Source organism: Streptococcus fermentans (genome assembly GCF_040888305.1).
Taxonomy (GTDB): Bacteria; Bacillota; Bacilli; order Lactobacillales; family Streptococcaceae; genus Streptococcus; species Streptococcus fermentans.
The window spans coordinates 1-18,477 of sequence record NZ_JBFNFG010000001.1 but is presented as its reverse complement, the minus strand read 5'-3'; the positions used below and the strand labels follow the sequence as shown (position 1 = coordinate 18,477).

The 18,477-nt window shown below is 39.0% G+C and carries 18 protein-coding genes and 1 tRNA gene; 4 read left to right on the top strand and 15 right to left on the bottom strand.

Annotation, left to right across the window (positions count from 1 at the left end; translation table 11 throughout):
- Positions 1-3 precede the first annotated feature (3 nt).
- Positions 4-390 (top strand): bleomycin resistance protein, encoded by a 387-nt coding sequence (locus AB2B50_RS00095; RefSeq protein WP_320693137.1) that lies wholly within the window; start codon positions 4-6, stop codon positions 388-390.
- A 74-nt stretch (positions 391-464) separates the two neighbouring features.
- Here AB2B50_RS00095 and AB2B50_RS00090 read toward each other — a convergent pair whose 3' ends face one another.
- On the bottom strand, positions 465-1,955 hold the full coding sequence (locus tag AB2B50_RS00090; protein WP_320693138.1) for a Sau3AI family type II restriction endonuclease: 1,491 nt from the start codon (positions 1,953-1,955) through the stop codon (positions 465-467).
- A gap of 116 nt (positions 1,956-2,071) precedes the next feature.
- Here AB2B50_RS00090 and AB2B50_RS00085 point away from each other — a divergent pair, with 116 nt between their 5' ends.
- A complete protein-coding gene (locus AB2B50_RS00085; RefSeq protein ID WP_320693139.1) occupies positions 2,072-3,337 on the top strand; it encodes a DNA cytosine methyltransferase in 1,266 nt (421 codons plus the stop codon).
- A 58-nt stretch (positions 3,338-3,395) separates the two neighbouring features.
- On the opposite strand, the gene AB2B50_RS00080 is transcribed toward AB2B50_RS00085, so the two are convergent.
- The 3 genes from AB2B50_RS00080 to AB2B50_RS00070 form a co-directional block, all read right to left on the bottom strand.
- Positions 3,396-3,800: a PaaI family thioesterase gene (locus AB2B50_RS00080; protein WP_320693140.1), complete on the bottom strand. Its 405-nt coding sequence runs from the start codon at positions 3,798-3,800 to the stop codon at positions 3,396-3,398.
- Between the two features lie 69 nt (positions 3,801-3,869).
- Complete coding sequence (locus AB2B50_RS00075; RefSeq protein WP_320693141.1) at positions 3,870-5,351, bottom strand: UDP-glucose--hexose-1-phosphate uridylyltransferase; 1,482 nt, start codon at positions 5,349-5,351, stop codon at positions 3,870-3,872.
- An 18-nt stretch (positions 5,352-5,369) separates the two neighbouring features.
- Complete coding sequence (locus AB2B50_RS00070) at positions 5,370-6,548, bottom strand: galactokinase (RefSeq protein ID WP_320693142.1); 1,179 nt, start codon at positions 6,546-6,548, stop codon at positions 5,370-5,372.
- A 168-nt stretch (positions 6,549-6,716) separates the two neighbouring features.
- On the opposite strand from AB2B50_RS00070, the gene AB2B50_RS00065 reads away from it, so the two are divergent.
- The gene (locus AB2B50_RS00065; RefSeq protein ID WP_049503477.1) at positions 6,717-7,718 is read left to right on the top strand and encodes a LacI family DNA-binding transcriptional regulator; all 1,002 of its coding nucleotides are present in this window, start codon (positions 6,717-6,719) and stop codon (positions 7,716-7,718) included.
- A gap of 67 nt (positions 7,719-7,785) precedes the next feature.
- Here the strand turns inward: AB2B50_RS00065 and AB2B50_RS00060 are convergent, their stop codons facing one another.
- Positions 7,786-8,823 (bottom strand): zinc-binding dehydrogenase, encoded by a 1,038-nt coding sequence (locus tag AB2B50_RS00060; protein WP_320693143.1) that lies wholly within the window; start codon positions 8,821-8,823, stop codon positions 7,786-7,788.
- A 79-nt stretch (positions 8,824-8,902) separates the two neighbouring features.
- A complete protein-coding gene (locus AB2B50_RS00055) occupies positions 8,903-9,799 on the bottom strand; it encodes a cation diffusion facilitator family transporter (RefSeq protein WP_320693144.1) in 897 nt (298 codons plus the stop codon).
- A 133-nt stretch (positions 9,800-9,932) separates the two neighbouring features.
- On the opposite strand from AB2B50_RS00055, the gene AB2B50_RS00050 reads away from it, so the two are divergent.
- On the top strand, positions 9,933-10,466 hold the full coding sequence (locus AB2B50_RS00050; RefSeq protein ID WP_320693145.1) for a TetR/AcrR family transcriptional regulator: 534 nt from the start codon (positions 9,933-9,935) through the stop codon (positions 10,464-10,466).
- Positions 10,467-10,652: 186 nt separating this feature from the next.
- On the opposite strand, the gene AB2B50_RS00045 is transcribed toward AB2B50_RS00050, so the two are convergent.
- The 9 genes from AB2B50_RS00045 to AB2B50_RS00005 all read right to left on the bottom strand — a co-directional run bounded on the left by AB2B50_RS00045 (position 10,653) and on the right by AB2B50_RS00005 (position 18,428).
- Positions 10,653-11,276 (bottom strand): endonuclease III domain-containing protein, encoded by a 624-nt coding sequence (locus tag AB2B50_RS00045; protein WP_320693146.1) that lies wholly within the window; start codon positions 11,274-11,276, stop codon positions 10,653-10,655.
- Complete coding sequence (locus tag AB2B50_RS00040; RefSeq protein ID WP_320693147.1) at positions 11,273-12,793, bottom strand: ABC transporter permease/substrate-binding protein; 1,521 nt, start codon at positions 12,791-12,793, stop codon at positions 11,273-11,275. Before AB2B50_RS00040 ends, AB2B50_RS00045 begins: the two co-directional genes overlap by 4 nt.
- The gene (locus AB2B50_RS00035; protein ID WP_320693148.1) at positions 12,786-13,514 is read right to left on the bottom strand and encodes an ABC transporter ATP-binding protein; all 729 of its coding nucleotides are present in this window, start codon (positions 13,512-13,514) and stop codon (positions 12,786-12,788) included. The genes AB2B50_RS00040 and AB2B50_RS00035 overlap by 8 nt, the downstream gene beginning before the upstream one ends.
- Positions 13,515-14,474, bottom strand: coding sequence for a zinc-binding dehydrogenase (locus AB2B50_RS00030; RefSeq protein ID WP_320693149.1), 960 nt, complete (start codon positions 14,472-14,474; stop codon positions 13,515-13,517). It lies immediately after the preceding gene.
- Between the two features lie 13 nt (positions 14,475-14,487).
- Positions 14,488-15,252, bottom strand: coding sequence for a nuclear transport factor 2 family protein (locus tag AB2B50_RS00025; RefSeq protein ID WP_320693150.1), 765 nt, complete (start codon positions 15,250-15,252; stop codon positions 14,488-14,490).
- Positions 15,253-15,255: 3 nt separating this feature from the next.
- Positions 15,256-15,705, bottom strand: coding sequence for a MarR family winged helix-turn-helix transcriptional regulator (locus AB2B50_RS00020; RefSeq protein ID WP_049503489.1), 450 nt, complete (start codon positions 15,703-15,705; stop codon positions 15,256-15,258).
- A 133-nt stretch (positions 15,706-15,838) separates the two neighbouring features.
- Positions 15,839-16,543: a hypothetical protein gene (locus AB2B50_RS00015; protein ID WP_320693151.1), complete on the bottom strand. Its 705-nt coding sequence runs from the start codon at positions 16,541-16,543 to the stop codon at positions 15,839-15,841.
- 152 nt (positions 16,544-16,695) lie between these two features.
- Positions 16,696-17,847: a DUF4767 domain-containing protein gene (locus AB2B50_RS00010; protein ID WP_320693152.1), complete on the bottom strand. Its 1,152-nt coding sequence runs from the start codon at positions 17,845-17,847 to the stop codon at positions 16,696-16,698.
- A 493-nt stretch (positions 17,848-18,340) separates the two neighbouring features.
- Positions 18,341-18,428: transfer RNA gene (locus tag AB2B50_RS00005), tRNA-Ser, on the bottom strand.
- Positions 18,429-18,477 lie beyond the last annotated feature (49 nt).

The following is an 18,477-nucleotide window of genomic DNA, read 5'->3' as shown; positions in this document are numbered from 1 at the left end:
CGAATGGACTATCAAGCTGTCATCCCTGAATTTGTCGTATCGGATATCGAGAAATCGCGTCACTTCTACTGCGACTTATTGGGATTCTCTGTCGAATACGAGCGTCCAGAGGAAAAATTTCTCTTCCTTTCGCTTGAAGACTGCCAACTTATGCTAGAAGAAGGCAACGCAGAAGAATTATCCCAACTGACTTATCCTTTCGGGCGTGGTGTCAATATTTCCTTTGGTATCAAGGATGTCCCCAGAATCTATCAGAAAGTAATCGAGTCTAACTATCCTATTCATCGTCCATTGACCAAAAGAGAATTTCGTATTGGTGAACAATATATCTATCCTCATGAATTTGCAGTTCTAGACCCAGATGGCTATTTTTTAAGATTTAGTGAATAGGATAATAAAGCATTAGAGTGGGAAAGTAATAAAAAAAGAGGTGTTTGCCTCTTTTTCTTATTGTTGAAAATCACTTAATCCCACTTACCATCCAAAATATCTTTAAGGAACTTTTTAGGAATCCAGAAAGAATGCTTGGTAATTCTTCGCCCATCAGGAAGAGGGTTCGTATCTGATAGTTTTCCTTTTCCTACAAAAACATTTTTTTCAATCTCATAATAAGAGTTTGATGCATGAATTTTGGTAAACAAGAACTTATTCACTTTGCTTTGAGGAAAGTTTGTCGAAACACCTTTTTTTGTCTGAGTTAACTGTACGCCTTCATTAATAATGGTACGTGTTTCATTCCAGACACGTTTTGCTTCATCGACTAAACGTTCAGGGAATCCCCAAAACTTCACTTGACTTAAAACATATTCTCCAGGTTCTTCTTCCTTAAATACAACAAACATATAGCGTTTGTCACAAATTTCTTGAAAAACATGAGATTCTTCCCAGTTATCATTTTTTGCCAATTCTATAAAATCATAAACTTTAAACGGTGAGTCTTCAGTAGGTAGCCCCTTTTTATTTACACTAATAACTCTAAGATTCATATTGGCTTTTTGAAATTCCTGAGTATTTTCTATATCACCAGTAATACCAATCATTTTACGAATCAGTAAATTATTTCTAGATTTTGAGCGACGAGGAACACCGAACGCATCATATAAGTCTTCCGCTCTCCATCCTTCATACTTCAAAATTTTTTCTTCAATAAGCTGGGTAAATGTTTTTTTCGTTCCTTTTGCAGTAGCTAATACACTCTCCTGTTCATGACTAGCAAAGATTTTATGATTAATCAAATACGTCATGTAACTAGACTTTAATTCCCAGGCACGTTGTTTTGCCAAAACATCACTAAAAGGTTGTTTTTTCCAATCTTTGTCTTTACCGGCTCCTTTAGTACAAGTTGATAAATAGTTTCCATCGGACTCAGACAATTCGTGCGCACGTCCCTCCTTAATTTTCTGAGTAATTCGAGCGTAATCATCTAAAATGACATTCATATCTTCCTCAAACCATTCATACAGAAACACTTTTTCAATCATGTAATCCAAAACTGTATTTTCAGGAATCAAACCGTTGTAAAATAATAAAAGTATTTTAGAACATTTTTGCCATAGGTGAGTTTGATAAAAATCGTCCAAATTCTCTTCAAAATAATTAATAATCGTCAAGACTAGTCGTTCTTTTGCAGAAATGGTTCCATTCTTATTAACTTTAAATGGAGTCACCTTAAGCTCTACTCCAGTTTTTTCAAAATCGGCTGCAGCATTACTGTTAGGCTGATAACCATAATAATAACGTTCTATATAATTCCCATACTGTCCCTTTGACGATGGTTTAATTTCTTTTTTCTCATATTCATTAGCTTCTTGATTTTGATAATCCTCGTATGTTTTATAGAGAGAACGATTATATTCTTCCATAACCTCAGCAAATTTTCTATTCAAAAGTTTGTGAGAGTAATTTACAATACTATCAATATCTTCATCGTTATAATTAAATAAATTTTGTTTCATTCTTTTCTCCTACTCCCTATATTATATCAGATTAAATACAAAGCAAGCATTAATACTTGATCAATCGTTGAAAATAGTATATAATGGATTAAACTGAAAAATTGTAAGGAGAAAAGATGAAAGTTCTCGAACTATTTGCTGGGGTCGGAGGATTCCGAATAGGATTAGAAAAATCTGATAACCAGTTATTTGAAACAAAGTGGGCTAACCAGTGGGAACCGTCTCGTAAATCTCAAGATGCATTTGAGGTATATGATTATCATTTCCCCGACAGCGAGAATATCAATATTAGTATCTCTGATATTACAGACGAAGAATTTTCGAAAATGGATGCAGATATGATTGTAGGAGGTTTTCCTTGTCAAGATTATTCTGTCGCTAGAAGTAAAAAAAATGAAAAAGGCATCGAAGGAAAAAAAGGAGTCCTCTTTTGGGAAATCATTCGTGCTACCGAAAATATTAAACCTAAATATCTTATCCTCGAAAACGTTGACAGATTGCTAAAAGCCCCTTCTAAACAGCGAGGAAGAGACTTCGCAATCATGCTAACAGCTTTCAATAATTTGGGATATTCAGTTGAATGGAGAGTTATCAATGCGGCTGATTACGGACGAAGCCAAAGACGTCGTCGTGTTTTCTTCTTCGTTTATCGTAATGATACTAATTTTGCAAAATCAATTGATGAACAATATGAAAACAATGAAGCAGTAGCTGAAGAATATAAATATGATGAGTATTTATTTCAAACAGGTTTATTTGCAACTCAATTTCCAATAAAAAATAGACCAGTTAAAAATAGACATGTTTTTCATGAACTTGGAGATGATATCGTAGAGGTATCTGATAATTTTACAGGTACCGTTTGGAATACAGGTATTATGAGATATGGAAAATACTACTCTATCGATACAGAGCCTAACTTTAATGGAAGACCAATTACATTAGGTGAAATTCTTCAGGATGAAAAGGATGTTCCTGATAAATATTTCATTACAGATCAAGCAAAATTGGAAAAATTCCAATTCCTACGCGGTCCTAAACGAATAGAACGTACTTCTGCAGACGGTCATACTTATATCTATTCAGAAGGAGGAATGGCTCCTTATGACGATTTAAATTTACCAGGTCGTACAATGTTAACTTCTGAAGGTACCGTTAACCGTTCAACCCATTTTCTTAAAGTTAATGGTAAATACCGTCTTATAACTCCAGTTGAAGCAGAACGTCTTCAAGATTTCCCTGATAATTGGACAGCTAAAAAGAAATCAACTGATGGATCTATTATTGACGTTTCTGATAAAATGAGAATGTTTTTTATGGGAAATGCTCTTGTTACTGAGATTGTAAGAAAAATCGGTGATTTTATAAAGAAAATTGATTAAAACAAGTTGCTTACATTAAACAACATAAAAAAGAGGCATGTGCCTCTTTTTTTGTTTCCTATATCCTCACCTGTCTATCTTCAGATCGTTGTCCTGTGACAAACATGGTGAAGGTTGCCTTGCAGACATTTCGGCCATCTTGGTTGATGATGTCAACATCGACAACACAAGTGGTGCGTCCTTGATGGACACATTCTCCTTTGATAGTGAGAACATCTCCTAGATTTCCGGCTTTCAGATAGTTGATGGAAGACTGGAGTGTCACTCCGTCTAATCCTAACGAAATCACCACAAGTCCACTGATTTGATCACAAAGGGTAAATAGATAGCCTCCATGGGCATTCCCATAGTAGTTGAGTGAGGAGTCCACTACTTTTGTCGTTACTGCAACGTGACCGTCTCTCATTTTTTCAATTTCGTAGTTTTCAAAGGCAGATATAGCGTCAAAGTGAAAATCTTTCATACTTTCCTCCTGATATTTCAAACGACACTATGATACTACTTTTCAAGACTCTGCGCAAGGGAGAAGCACTTATTCAGCTAAAATCCCAACCTGCTCCACAAAGCGCATAAAGGCTGCTTGTCCTTCTTCTGTTTGCTTGTAAACTCCTGCATCTTCCAAAACTCGAGCAAAGATTTTTCCAACAGATTCTTGGACGATATTAAGAGCTTGGTCTTTGTCAGTCAAGTCAGGATGGGAGTCTTTCAATTCATCCGCCCATTCTTTGTGATAATCTGCTACTAGAACATCCTCTCCGACTAGGTAAGCTGCTACTTGCTCCACTTCTTTCTTCAAGCGTGGTGGCAAGATAGCCAATCCCATAACCTCTATCAAGCCGATATTTTCCTTCTTGATATGTTGGACATCCTTGTGGGGATGATAGATACCATCTGGATGCTCTGGAGATGTTTGATTGTCCCGTAAGACCAAATCCAACTCAAACTGCCCATCTCTTTTACGCGCAATCGGTGTGATAGTGTGATGCGGTGTTCCATTACTTTCTGCCAAGACCTGTACACTTGGATCTGAGTATTGACGCCAAGCCAGTAAGATTTTATCCGCTAGTTCTGTCAAATCCTCTTTAGAATCCGACGTCAATCGAATCACAGACATAGGCCACTGAACAATCCCTGCTTTAACAGATTCAAAACCTGCAAAGGTAAAGCTTTTCTGTAAAGGAGCCACTTCCATTGGGAATACATGGCGCCCACCTTGGTAATGATCATGCGTCAGGATGGAGCCACCCACGATTGGCAAATCAGCATTCGAACCAGCAAAGTAGCCTGGGAACTGCTCCACAATTGCTAACAAACGTTCAAAACTTTGGCGACTAATAGCCATAGGACGATGTTGGCTATCTAGGAAAATACAGTGCTCATTAAAGTAAGCGTAAGGCGAATATTGGAAGCCCCACTCCTGCCCAGAAATATCAAAACGAATAATTCGGTGATTGCTTCTAGCTGGATGATTGACACGACCATGATAACCTTCATTCTCCATACAGAGCTGACATTGAGGATAGTTACTCGACTTAACCAACTTAGCTGCCGCAATCTCTTTTGGATCCTTTTCAGGCTTAGACAGATTGATGGTAATCTCCAGTTCACCGTAGTCAGACGGTACACGATAAGCAATATTCTTTGCGATGGCCTTTAGTTTGATATAGTCATTCTTCCGACTGAGTTGGTAAAAATTCGCAATCGCCTGCTCTGGTGACTGGGCATAGGTATTCCAAAAATCACGATTGACCTGACTTGGACAAGGGGTTACCAAGTCCATGAGGTCAGCACCGAGAATTTCACGCGCAGCCTGACTATCTTCAATCGTTTCCAATCGAACTGCTTCCTCGACAAGCTGATCTTTAAGGTCAATCAAGTTATCTTGGTCAGTCTCAACATCAAGAACTCCATCTCCCACCAGTGCTAAAACACGATTGGTCAGATAGATACGATCCAACTCTTCAAAGCTACTTTCTGCAATGACTTTGGTCACAAAATTTTCTACTAAGGTCACTAGAAAACCTCCTTTTGACTAATCAAGAACGCGAGTTCCACCTGCCACTTCAGCGATATAAAAACTTGGAGCGTAACCAACGATTTCTTCATAGTGCTTGCCTACAGCTTCTTTAAAGGACTCAACAGCATCCTTTTGAACCAAGGCAATCGCACAACCACCAAAACCTGCTCCTGTCATACGAGCACCAAGAACACCTTCTTGAGCCCATGCAGTGTGAACGAGGGTATCTAATTCCAATCCAGTCACTTCGTAATCGTGCTCAAGCGAAACATGAGAAGCATTCATCAAACGACCAAACTTGTCCAAATCTCCTGCTTGAAGAGCAGCTTGCGCTTTAAGGGTACGTTGGTTTTCAAGAACAGCATGGCGAGCACGTTTCAAACGATTTTCATCTTTGATGAGGTAACTAAATTCATCAAAAGCCCACTCGTCCAATTCACCCAAGGTTTGAATGTCCAAGGCCACTTGGAGTTCTTCTACTGCTTTTTCACATTCAGCACGGCGTTCATTGTATTTAGAATCCGCAAGTTCACGGCGTTTGTTAGTGTTCATGATAACAACGACATTGTCCTTCAAATCAAGGGGAACCAAGTCGTATTCTAGAGTATTAGTATCTAGGTATATAGCACGTTGGTCTGCCCCCATACCGATAGCAAATTGGTCCATGATACCAGAGTTAACACCGATAAAATTATTCTCTGTCAATTTTCCGATTTTTACTAAATCTAAACGGTCCAATTTTAGGTCAAAGAGGTATTCTGCCACGACACCAGTCAAAAGCTCCAAAGATGCAGAAGAAGACAAGCCCGCACCATTTGGGATATTCCCAAAAACATAGAAATCAAAACCTTTATCAATCACATGACCAGCTTCTTGCAAGAAATGAAGGACACCTTTTGGATAGTTGGTCCAGCTGTGCTCTTTCTCAAACTTAAGGTCAGCTAGAGGTACTTCAATGATGCCTTTGTCCTCAAAGTTCGCGGAGTAGAAACGCAATACCTGGTCATCGCGCTTGCGTGCAGCTCCGTAAGTTCCTAATGAAATAGCTGCTGGGAAAACATGGCCACCATTATAGTCAGTATGTTCCCCAATCAAGTTGATGCGCCCTGGTGAGAAGAAGGTTTGATCCGCTTCTTGACCAAAAACAGCAAGAAAAGCTTTGCGAAGTGCTTCAGCAGTAAGATGTTGTGTCATATGAATTCTCCTTTGACGAAATATTAGGTAAAAAAGTTTATCCTGTAATCGTTTTCTTCTATTGTACCCAAGGGTTTTGCTTAGGTCAACATTTTTACCGATATTTTACTAAACTATGAGTAAAAAGGAAGAAAAATATGCTATAATAACCTAAAAAGGAGGGGAATTATGGCTACACTCAAAGATATTGCTCAGCTAGCCTCTGTCTCGATCGCAACTGTATCCCGTGTCCTCAATCGCGATCAGAGTCTATCTGTGACAGAAGAAACCAGACATCGTATTTTAACCGTTGCCGAAGAACTAGGCTACACCAAACATCTCAAAACAGGTGAATCACATAAACTCAAACAGAAAATCGCTATCATCCAGTGGGTCAGTGAACAGGGAGAGTTAGAAGATCTCTACTACTACCAGATTCGCCTAGGAATTGAAAATAGAGCTCAAGAATTAGATTACGACATCTTGCGCTATTTTAATGACCAGCCTTTTACGCTTAGCGAAGAAGTCATTGGGATTCTTTGTATCGGGAAATTTAGCCAAGCACAGATTGCCTCGTTTGAAGAATATCACAAACCTCTAGTTTTCCTTGACAGTGATACGATTGCCCTTGGTCATACCTGTGTCATTACGGATTTCTATAATGCGGTTAGACAGGTGGTTGATTACTTTACAGATCATGGGCTTAAAAAGGTTGGTATCTTATCCGGTCTTGAAACTACTACTGACCATGAAGAAGTTATCTCAGATAAACGCTTAGATTACTTTAAATCCTATACGCAAGAAAAGGGAATTTATAACGAGAAATTCATTTTCCAAGGGCTATTTACTGCCCAATCTGGATACGACTTGATGAAAGAGGCTATCGAAAAATTAGGAGATAAGCTTCCACAGGCCTTTTTTGCAGCTAGTGATAGTTTGGCAATCGGAGCCCTGCGCGCCCTTCAAGAAGCCAGCATCAGCATACCAGAGCGCGTCAGCATTATTTCCTTTAATGATACTATTCTAACCAAGCAAGTGTTCCCACCACTTTCTAGTATTACTGTCTACACCGAAGAAATGGGACGCACAGGAATGGATATTTTGAATAGGGAAGTCCTTCATGGGCGTAAAATTCCAAGCCTCACTATGCTTGGAACCAAACTGACATTAAGAGAAAGCACCTTGCATTAGGTACAACACTTGAACATAAAAAAATCCTAATAAGAACTTTTCAGTTCTCTATTAGGATTTTCTTTTTTTAATCCATCACAATCATAGATTTAATGGTCTTGCGTTCATCCATGGCCTTATATGCTTTGTCAATATCTTCTAGTTTGTAACTTGAAGTAAAGACACGACCTGGATTGATATCACCATCAAGGACAGATTTGAGCAAGAATTGCTTATCGTATGTTGTTGCAGAAGCTGCTCCACCTGCGACAGAGATATTTTGCATAAAGGTTGAACCAAGAGCACGATTCTTATAATGTGGTACTCCTACAAATCCCATGCGCCCTCCATTGTGAAGGACACCTAGTGCTTGCTCAACAGCAGCTTCAGTACCGACACACTCAAGTGCTGCATCTGCTCCTCCTCCGAGGATTTCACGCACCTTGGCAATTCCTTCTTCTCCTCGCTCAGCTACAACAGCTGTCGCTCCTGATTCCAAGGCCATCTTTTGACGATCTTCGTGACGACTCATAAGGATAATTTGTGAAGCACCACGCATTTTAGCTGCGATGACAGCACATTGCCCAACAGCTCCATCCCCAATAACGACAACCTTATCACCTGGTTTTACATCTGCCACACGCGCTGCATGATAGCCTGTTGGCATGACATCAGCCAGAGTCAAGAGAGACTTGAGCATACCTTCTGTGTAGTCAGACGGTTGTCCAGGAATTTTTACAAGGGCCCAATTAGCATAGTGGAAGCGGAGATATTCAGCTTGGAAATTTCCACCTAGGTTATTTCCAATATGATTGTCACAGGAACCATCAAATCCAGCACGACAGGCATCACATTCCCCACAACCATGAGTAAATGGCACAATCACAAAATCACCGGGCTTGACCGTTGTAATGGCTTCTCCAGTTTCTTCAACGATTCCAATCGCTTCGTGTCCACTATTTTTATGTCCCGCTTTAATATCTGGATTTCGGTAACTCCAAAGATCCGAACCACAAACACAAGCACGAACTACACGGATAATGACATCATCCGATTCTTGAATGCTTGGACGTTCAACCTCTTCAATACCAACCTGACCTGCTTTTTTATAGACTGCTGATTTCATAAACATTTACCTCTCTGTATCTAACTTATTTCAAGTATACACTTTTTATGAAGCTTTCGCTCACTTATACTACGTCTCATTAATGATGATGTTCATGACTTTTATCTACTTCCAACTCCTCAATTTTGCGCTTATGGGCTTGGTGAGTTTCTTGGTCAGCATCAACCTCAATGGTGATATTTTGGAAACCACAATCTTTGAGTATGCTTCGAATCGATTCCTTGCAGAGCTCCATCTGTTCAATTTCTTTTAGACAAACATGGACAATGGCATTTTTCTCCAAACCATCCATGGTCCATAGGTTAAGCTGATTGATACTAGCCACATACTCCAACCGTTCCAAATCACTCTTTACTTGCTTGATATCCACTCCTTCTGGCACGGCATCGAGGAAAATCTTGAGTGTAGACCAAAAACGTGGAATAGCCTTTAACAGAATGAAGAAGGAAATGACAAGAGATAAGAGCGGATCCAGAATATACCAGTCGGTAAATCGCAGAACAATGGCCATTAGGATAACAGCCAGCCAACCCAGAGTATCTTCCAGAAAATGCAGGCTAAGAATGGATTCGTTTTTTGTTTTTCCCTTGCGAACTACTAGACTCGCCAGCACATTAATGCTAACAGCAATGATTCCTAGCCAGAGGATACCCTCATCATTGACCGCTTGTGGATGAAAGAGTTTCGTTATATTCTCCAAAATGACTAAAGCAGATCCTGTCATGAGAATCACAGCCGTTACCAAGGCACCTAAGAGACTAAAACGTTTGTACCCCAAGGTGTAATGACTATCTTCTTCACGATTGGAGATTGTTTCTAGAAATGCTGATAGCCCAATTGCGATTGCATCTCCCAAATCATGGACAGAGTCAGCAAGAACAGCACTAGAACCAAATACTCCACCAGCGATAAACTCGACAATGGCATAACTCAAATTTAAGAAAAAAGCTAGCCAAACCGCACCTTTCGTTGTCATTTTTCCGTCCTCCTTTGGTATAATAGTAGTATAAATATTCCCTTTACTAGTATTATCTCTTACTCCGAAAAGAAAGGATAGGGGCAAACTGTTCTCTTTGTAAGTTACTGAACGATTTGTTCAAAGTGTCCATATGACTAGTCAAGACCGTCGCATTACCAAGACACGAAAAGCTATCTATACTGCTTTTTTACAATTACTAAATCAAAAAAATTTTGAATCCATCACTGTTCAGGAGATTATTGACCTAGCAGATGTCGGTCGCTCCACCTTTTACAGTCACTATGAAAGTAAGGAACTGCTTCTAGACGAGCTCTGCCGTTATCTCTTTCATCATCTTTTTGAACGTGAGGAAAATATATCTACAGAAGCTTATTTGGCTCATATCTTTTCACATTTTAAGAAAAATCAGGACCACGTCACCAGTCTTCTTTTCTCTAAAAACGACTACTTCCTCCGTCAATTGCAGAAAGAATTGGAACACCATGTTTATCCTATGGTCGCAGAGGACTTGCAAGTTTCCTATCCTAATATTCCTGCTTCTTATCTCAAACACTATGTTGTAACTAACTTTATCGAAACATTGACCTGGTGGCTGAAAAAGGGGAAATCTTACACGGAGGATCAAGTAGTGAGATTTTACTTAGACGTCATGGGGATGAAGTAGCAAACACAACTATAGATTTCATATCCACTCAAAAGAAAAATACCTGTCAACATTCTATCATTCAAATATTCCATTCACCATGAATATTTTGCCTCTACTTTCTATTTAGTAATCTGATCAAACTATGATTTTTTAAGCAAGTACATTAACTAAAAAAATTCTAAGGCAAGAAGCCTTAGAATTTTTTTATCGTAACCAACTTTCGTCTAACTGGCCTTTACTTTTGCTAAAAGCTTTCCCATGTTCATCAATAACAGCATGAATCTCTTGGCATTGTTTGAGAGTGAGTCCTTCCAATACATTACAATAAACAGCATGCATTTCATTATAGGTATCAAAATTTCCAAATCCTAATCGTCGAAAAAGTCTTCTAGCATATTCGTCCGAAATAAAAACTGAACGATCAAAAAGATATAGTAAAAGTGCATCTGTAGTCTCTGGTCCAATCCCTTTTAACTCCAAAAGTTGCTTCCGTAAATCTTCTGTTCCAATCCTAGCAAGAACCTCAAAACCACCATTTTCTCTTAACCAGATTAGAAGTTCCCTAATCGTTTGAGACTTTTGCTTAAAAAATCCAGCAGGTCGAATACGTTCCTGTAAATCTTCTAGCGATAACCCTAGGATACCCTCTACTGTCATGACATCCATAAGACCAGCTAAAGCCAACTTAGCATTTTTCTCAGATGTTCGCTGGATAAGAATAGTCGATACCAGATCTTCAAGCTTGTTATCCGATTGCCACCAATTTTGTTCTCCATAGTGCTTACAGAGTCGCAAAAGAGTCTCTTGTATTTCTTCTTGCCTCATCATTTATTCAATAATCCCTGTTCCACCAAGAAATCATGTGCAATAGTATAAGCATCCTTACCATCAATACCAACCTGATAGTTCATCTGACTCATCTGGCTCTCAGTGATTTTACCAGCTAGCTTATTAAGAACAGCTTCCAACTCCGGATGTTTTTCGAGTAATTTAGCTTTCATGAGTGGAGCGCCTTGGTATGGAGGGAAGAGTTGTTTATCATCCTCCAAAACCACTAAATCATAGCGAGCAATTTCAGCATCTGTTGAGTAAGCATCTGTAATTTGAATGTCCCCTGACTGGATGGCTTGGTAGCGAAGAGCTGGCTCCATGGTTGCCACATTGAGATTCAATCCATAAACAGACTGCAAGCCCTTGTTTCCATCCTCACGGTCATTAAACTCCAGAGTGAATCCCGCCTTGAGCTGTCCTTCTACTTTTTTCAAGTCTGAAATCGTCTTAAGCCCATATTCTTGCGCAATTTTTTTAGGAACTGCTATAGCATAAGTATTTTGATAAGCCATGGGTTTAAGAAAGGCTAGTTGATCCTGTTTGGCAATACCATCACGAGCCACCTCGTAAACCTTTTCTGGGTCATGCCCAATTTGTGGAGATGATTGGAGGAGACTCTCCGTCACTGTTCCAGAAAATTCTGGATAAATATCAATATCCCCTTTTTTCAGCGCTTGGTAAAGGAAATCTGTCTTCCCAAAATTGGGTTTTACCATCACCGTCATATCCGTATTTTCCTCGATGAGAAGTTTATACATATTCATGAGAATCTCAGGTTCAGGTCCTAACTTCCCAGCAATGACGAGATTGTCTTTCTCATTATGTGGAATGATGCTTGGAGCATAACTAACTCCCAAACCAAGGACCATGACAGCAAAGGTCGAAACAATCGTACGTAGCTTTGCCTTTTCCAACCATTTGAGAATGACATTAAAGAGAATGGCCAAGACGGCTGATGAGATTGCTCCGATTAAAATGAGACTAGCATTCCGACGATCAATTCCCAAAAGGATAAAGGAGCCCAATCCACCAGCTCCCACAAGAGCTGCTAGAGTCGCTGTCCCAATGATCATAACGGTCGCTGTTCGAACCCCCGATACAATGACAGGCATGGCCAGTGGAATTTCAAACTTCTTGAGTCGCTCCCACTTGGTCATCCCAAAAGCTATCCCTGCCTCCTCAAGACTAGGATCAATGCCATTCAGAGCTGTGATTGTGTTTTCTAAAATCGGGAAAATAGCGTAAATGACAAGGGCTGTGAGGGCTGGTAAGGTTCCAATCCCCATGAAAGGAATAAAGAGCCCCAACAAGGCCATTGAAGGAATGGTCTGGAAGATACCCGCAACTTGCAGCACCCAATTCGCTGCTTTTTTGTGACCATTTAGATAAACTGCAAGTGGGATGGTCAGAAAAATAGCGACCAATAAGGTCAAAAGAGATAATTGTAAGTGTTGCCCCAGAGCAGTTAACCATTCACTAAAACGCTCCTGAAAGGTTAAAATGAAATTAGACATGAAGGCTACCTCCAAACAAGTTTGCTACAAAGTCTGTCGCAGGCGCTTGTAAAATTGTTTCAGGTTCTGCGACCTGGCGAATTTCTCCATCCTGTAAAACAGCAATTCGATCCCCTAATTTTAAGGCCTCGTCCGTATCATGAGTCACGAAGATAGTGGTCATACCAAACTCTTTGTGCAATTTTTTAGTCAGAGCCTGCAACTGCTTGCGGGAGATAGCATCGAGAGCAGAGAAGGGCTCATCCATCAGCAAGATTTTTGGTTCCCCAATGATAGCCCGCACAATCCCAATCCGCTGTTGCTCCCCACCCGATAACTCACTAGGCATGCGCTCTGCATACTCTGCAGCAGGCAGACCCACCTTGTCCAAGAGTTCTTCTGTTTTCGAAGTGATTTGCTCCTTGCTCCACCCCTTCATCTCAGGAATCAGTGCAATATTCTCAGCGACAGTTAGATTTGGAAAGAGAGCAATGGCCTGAAGGACATAGCCGGTACTGAGACGTAACTCCCGTTCATCATAGTCCTTGATGCGTTTCCCATCCATATAAATATTGCCATCTGTCGGCTCCAAGAGACGATTGATCATCTTGATCATGGTGGTCTTTCCAGATCCTGAAGGACCCACTAGCACCATGAATTCCCCATTTTCAATGCGGAGATTGACATCTTTTAAAATGTCTGTATCCGTATAGCGCAGCACTACATTTTTGTATTCAATCATTTAGTCTTCCTCATTTTTCACAATAACTTTGCCAAAAGAATAGCTTCCTTCCAGATAAGCATGCGCTTCCTGAATTTGGTCAATCTTATAAACTTTTTCAGGCCCTACATCCACATGGTAACGCTCGACAAAGTCTACCAATTCCTGAAGCTTGTCTTGAGACACATTGGCAGAAGCAAAGGTCGTCAAGTAGAGATTGCGAGAGAGCATCTCGATTGGATCAAAGTCTGGAACAGTCCACTGACCACCCAGTAGGCCACAAGAACAGATAATCCCACCTTCTGCTGTCCGCGCAAAAGTATCGAGAATAGCGCTTGGACCGACAAGATCTAAGACCTTATTAAACTGCTCTTGCTTTTGCAAGACACCATCCTTGTCCAAAATCACCTGATCAAATCCGACCGCCTTCAATTGCTGTTCCTTAGCTAAATTTCGGCTAGTTCCTGCCAGGTGAATCTTAGGAAATTTTCCTTTAAGCAGTTTAGCAAAAGCAATGCCTACACCACTGGTTGCTCCTCGAACTAACACGCTATCTTTCTCCTCAATCTTAAGATTGACAAAAGAGCCAAATGCCGTGTAATAGGTTTCAGGTAGTGCGATCAAGCTTTCCAAATCAAGTTCTGTCTTGATTGGATAAATTTGTTCATTTGGAAGAAGTGTATACTCTGCATAACCTCCATCAAAGGCTCGCCCCATCTCTCCCATAATGGAAATGATTTGTTGACCAATCTTCAAATCCGCTCGTGTCGTTTCTTCCACAAGACCGACACACTCAATCCCTAATACACGAGGAAATTTCACAGATGGTGATTGTCCCTTACGGGTAAAAATTTCACTATGATTGATGCCAAATCCTTGGATTTTCACCAGGGTCCAACCTGCCTTCAGGACTGGTTTTGGTCGTTCGACAACTTCTAATACCTCCGGTCCACCTGGAGTGCTTACAACAACTGCTTTCATAATGTATTCCTTTTTAAAATTTCCCTCTATTGGTCAAGTCTTCTACCTTAGGCATAACTTCCTTATTATCCCAATGTTCAACAATTTTCCCATTTTCTAAACGGAAGATATCATATTGAGCATAGGCAACGCCATCAATCAATACCTGACCATAACTCACTGCAAAATTACCTTGAGCCAAGAGTTGGAAAACAAAGTCATAGGCCACATGGTGCTCGCGTACGTAATCCTTATAAGCTTGACTCTCTTGCCCAATCTCATGATTATGCTGAATCACATCCTCTGCCACAAAGTCTTCCCATTGATCGAGCTCCTTGTTTTGGAAAATTTCTGTCAAGAAACGACGGACCAGCTTTTTATTTTCCGCTGACTTGTCCAAGTCCTTGATTTCAAAATCTCCAAAAATCTGATCAAGTTGCTCATTTTCAGGTGTACGATAGTAGTCAATAACATCCCAATGCTCAACGATACGAGCATTTTCATCTGCACGGAAAGTATCTGTCGTCACCCATTGGGCTTCTCCACCGTTTAGGTACTGGTGCACATGAACAAAAACCAGATTGCCATCTTCAATGGTACGAACAATCTTGATTTCACGTTCTGGATGGCGCTTGATAAAATCTGCAAAAAAAGTAGCGAATCCTTCTTTCCCATCCGGCACTCCTGTCGAGTGTTGGATATAGGTATCCCCTACTGAGCTTGCTTGCGCTTCTGCTACACGGCCATCTTGAATAGCACGAATATATAGATTTTGTGCATTTTGTGCTTGAATGGACATGATTTATTCCTCGTTTTCTTTTTTCTTTAAATTAGTGATAATACGCTCTTGATAAGCTTCAAATTCCTGAATTTCTTGATCCGAAAATCCTTGGTAGAAAATTTCACCTAACTCTTTACTGACACGGTCTCCAATTTCTTTTTGCGCCCAACCGAGATCTGTCAAAGATATATATTTTTTTCTTTTATCCTGTGTACAAGGCTTAATCGTAACCAAACCCTGTTCTTCTAATTTCTTAACCATACTGGTCAGCGTATTGTTTGCCAGACCTGTCGCAAGAGCAATATCAGTTGCGGTAGCACAACCCAACTCTTGCTTCCACAAGATTGTTAAAATTTTTCCCTGCTCACTTCTGTATTGGGCATCTGGTTCCTTGCTCAAGAGTTTTTGAAAGATACGCCCATTCAACAATCGAATCTGTAGAGCTTGGTAGCCCCCTAACATCTTGTCCATTTTGTCTCCTTTACTTCTATATCTAACTTTCTGAATTTATTGTAACTCTTTTTATTACATATGTCTACTATTTCGATATAGAAATAATAAAAAACTTCCTACCCAAAAGTAGAAAGTCACCATTTTTATAAAATTAAACATGAATCACATCTGAAGCATTTCTCTTAAATAAACTACTATGGACCAGATAAGGACCATACTTAGAATTTTGACTAGAAACCAAGCATAAAGGGATGATAAAAATTTTTATAAAGTAGAGTAAGCAAAAAAGTAAAAAATAACTAAAACTAAGAGTTTTTAAATCAAGAAAGTAAAGATAACAGACAATTGATGTATTCAATAGAATATTAAATCCCGTAGCAAAACCAGCTGATATGATATTCGTCTTGATCTGAGAATTAAAGAGTTTGACAAGAAACAAGGCTAATAAAGAAGTGTTATAGATACAAATCGGTTTATTATTATTACGATAGAAAACTAAACATTTATTGTTATAAAAAACAAGCCCTCTGCTAAAATTACTCGCTTTGTTAATCCAAACATGGGAAACTCCACTAATATCACTCCAAGGAACAAATAAATCTAACCTTCTAATGTATATCCCATCCTGAGTAATATAAAATTTCCAAGGAAAAAGAAAATGTATGCCGATACCAAGTAAAAGCAATAAAAGAAGGGAATACCCTAACTGTGTTTGATGAAAGTTGAAGGCGTATTCAAAGATAGTAACTGTTTGAATTCCTCGCCCAACAATTTGATGAACACCCAAAAAATATAAAATAACTATAAATAGAACAAATCTATAATAAATACTATGAAACTTCACACTTTTTGGCATAGAAATTATTCTCCTGGATTATAGAATCATCATCAAATAATGCTTTACGTTCTTATATAACACTAGTATACCATTAAATACTCAAAGAATATAAAAATGAAAGAAGAGATTTTAAAAAATAGAGCTTGGCCTTGACCAAACTCTTCATTTTTCTACTCTTCCTCAACTAAGCGTTTAAACTCTGCTTGGATCTCTGTATTCTCTGTCGGTTTTAAGTACATAACCCCACCATTTGTTGTTGGAGAATGAAAAACAATCGCTTCCCCAGTATCAGTTATCGCAAAAAAGTAGCTATGCACGTCCGGGTATTTATCCCAGTTACTATAGCGTTCCACAATACGGTACTTAGCAGTTCCTAAACCTGTATCCGTGTATTCGGCATTCATTTTTTCGCTTGGTCCATCTCCAAAGGTATAGAGATTATCTGCACCAACATCCCCTCCTGATATTCCCTTTTCGTAATTAGGTTGACCAAGTCTTTCACCCCACCCTTTTATGAACTCTTCTAATTTAGCAGATTTCCTAGCATTCCAAGGAGCTTTTTGGTCTTCACCCGAAATAGACTTACTACTACTAGAAGTTTCAAATTTCTGCCAATCAAGTTGATTGAAATCTAGCATTTCTGCTTCTGTTTTTCCAAAATCTGCATGCAAACTTTTATTACCAGGAACTAGAACATCCTGTTCTTGTAGTTTACTTGCAGCTTGCTGGTTTGAATTCAGATGATAAAGTACTCCTCTACCTTGACCTGTTCCAGAGGACCAACCTAATTCTAGAATATCACCACCCTTATAGATATTCATAGAATTTCTAGCACCACCATGGCCTGCAACAAAACCCTCTGCCAAAAGTACCGGTTTCTCATTTACTAAATAATAAAGTCCCGAAATAAAATAACCGCCACTAGATTGCTCAACACCAATTAGCAATTCCTCTACACCATCTTTATTAAGATCCGCATAGGCATAGCTAATCTTATCTGATTGAAAAACCGCATTTTCAACTGACCAACTATTGATAGGGCGTTCAGTGCCTTGTAAACTCTTATAGAGATTAGCGATTACATTAAGATCTTTCGGTGTAGATAGGATTTTTTTGTAATCCTCAAAAACTGGCTTGTATAAATCTTTGTAATCTTTCTTAGACTCTCCAGACTTTATCTCGTTACTAGTAGTTGACTGACTAGTTGTAGCAGATAAACTAGTATCATCACTAGAAACATCAGAATTTTGATTACTACAACCAACTGTTAAGAAACTAAATATAAGAATAAACAGACTTCCTACTATACTTCTATTACCCATAAAAATCTCCTCTTGAAATGAATGGTAACAATAGCTTTGCCTACATTATATCAAATATTTTAGAGTTTCGGTAAAATAAAAAAACTTATATATACAAATACTAAGTAAATAAGTTCTATAATTCTTATATTAGATACACCTTCGATAAATACTATAGATCTAAACATAATGTAGGAAAAGCCAATAGGAGCTATAACAAAAAGAGATTAAACCATTATTTAAAGGTAATTTCTAATATAATTATTTTATATTAGAAACTTACAGGAAATTAAAAAAAGAAGATTAACACATCGAAAGACTAAAATAGAAATGCAGATAGAATCTAGGAAAAAGACTACAAAGTCACTAAAAAAAACTTAAATATTCGGTTAGTTTAATAACATTAAACCTAGAAACTTCCTAAGAGTGAAACAATTCATCGCCCTACCATAGTTATCAAAGAGCCAAATTTTACAGTCAAAAACACAAAAAAAGAGCTAAAAAGCTCTAATTACGGAGAATAAGGGATTCGAACCCTTGCGCCAGTTACCCGACCTAACGATTTAGCAAACCGTCCTCTTCAGCCTCTTGAGTAATTCTCCTATTAATGGGCACGAGTGGACTCGAACCACCGACCTCACGCTTATCAGG

What these genes read in the sequence shown, in the direction of transcription:
- AB2B50_RS00015 (WP_320693151.1), bottom strand. Translation starts at nt 16,543, where the DNA reads ATGCCAAAAAGTGTGAAGTTTCATAGTATTTATTATAGATTTGTTCTA.
- AB2B50_RS00040 (WP_320693147.1), bottom strand. Translation starts at nt 12,793, where the DNA reads ATGTCTAATTTCATTTTAACCTTTCAGGAGCGTTTTAGTGAATGGTTA.
- AB2B50_RS00055 (WP_320693144.1), bottom strand. Translation starts at nt 9,799, where the DNA reads ATGACAACGAAAGGTGCGGTTTGGCTAGCTTTTTTCTTAAATTTGAGT.
- AB2B50_RS00065 (WP_049503477.1), top strand. Translation starts at nt 6,717, where the DNA reads ATGGCTACACTCAAAGATATTGCTCAGCTAGCCTCTGTCTCGATCGCA.
- AB2B50_RS00050 (WP_320693145.1), top strand. Translation starts at nt 9,933, where the DNA reads ATGACTAGTCAAGACCGTCGCATTACCAAGACACGAAAAGCTATCTAT.
- AB2B50_RS00060 (WP_320693143.1), bottom strand. Translation starts at nt 8,823, where the DNA reads ATGAAATCAGCAGTCTATAAAAAAGCAGGTCAGGTTGGTATTGAAGAG.
- AB2B50_RS00025 (WP_320693150.1), bottom strand. Translation starts at nt 15,252, where the DNA reads ATGTCCATTCAAGCACAAAATGCACAAAATCTATATATTCGTGCTATT.
- AB2B50_RS00035 (WP_320693148.1), bottom strand. Translation starts at nt 13,514, where the DNA reads ATGATTGAATACAAAAATGTAGTGCTGCGCTATACGGATACAGACATT.
- AB2B50_RS00010 (WP_320693152.1), bottom strand. Translation starts at nt 17,847, where the DNA reads ATGGGTAATAGAAGTATAGTAGGAAGTCTGTTTATTCTTATATTTAGT.
- AB2B50_RS00090 (WP_320693138.1), bottom strand. Translation starts at nt 1,955, where the DNA reads ATGAAACAAAATTTATTTAATTATAACGATGAAGATATTGATAGTATT.
- AB2B50_RS00045 (WP_320693146.1), bottom strand. Translation starts at nt 11,276, where the DNA reads ATGATGAGGCAAGAAGAAATACAAGAGACTCTTTTGCGACTCTGTAAG.
- AB2B50_RS00080 (WP_320693140.1), bottom strand. Translation starts at nt 3,800, where the DNA reads ATGAAAGATTTTCACTTTGACGCTATATCTGCCTTTGAAAACTACGAA.
- AB2B50_RS00095 (WP_320693137.1), top strand. Translation starts at nt 4, where the DNA reads ATGGACTATCAAGCTGTCATCCCTGAATTTGTCGTATCGGATATCGAG.
- AB2B50_RS00070 (WP_320693142.1), bottom strand. Translation starts at nt 6,548, where the DNA reads ATGACACAACATCTTACTGCTGAAGCACTTCGCAAAGCTTTTCTTGCT.
- AB2B50_RS00020 (WP_049503489.1), bottom strand. Translation starts at nt 15,705, where the DNA reads ATGGACAAGATGTTAGGGGGCTACCAAGCTCTACAGATTCGATTGTTG.
- AB2B50_RS00030 (WP_320693149.1), bottom strand. Translation starts at nt 14,474, where the DNA reads ATGAAAGCAGTTGTTGTAAGCACTCCAGGTGGACCGGAGGTATTAGAA.
- AB2B50_RS00085 (WP_320693139.1), top strand. Translation starts at nt 2,072, where the DNA reads ATGAAAGTTCTCGAACTATTTGCTGGGGTCGGAGGATTCCGAATAGGA.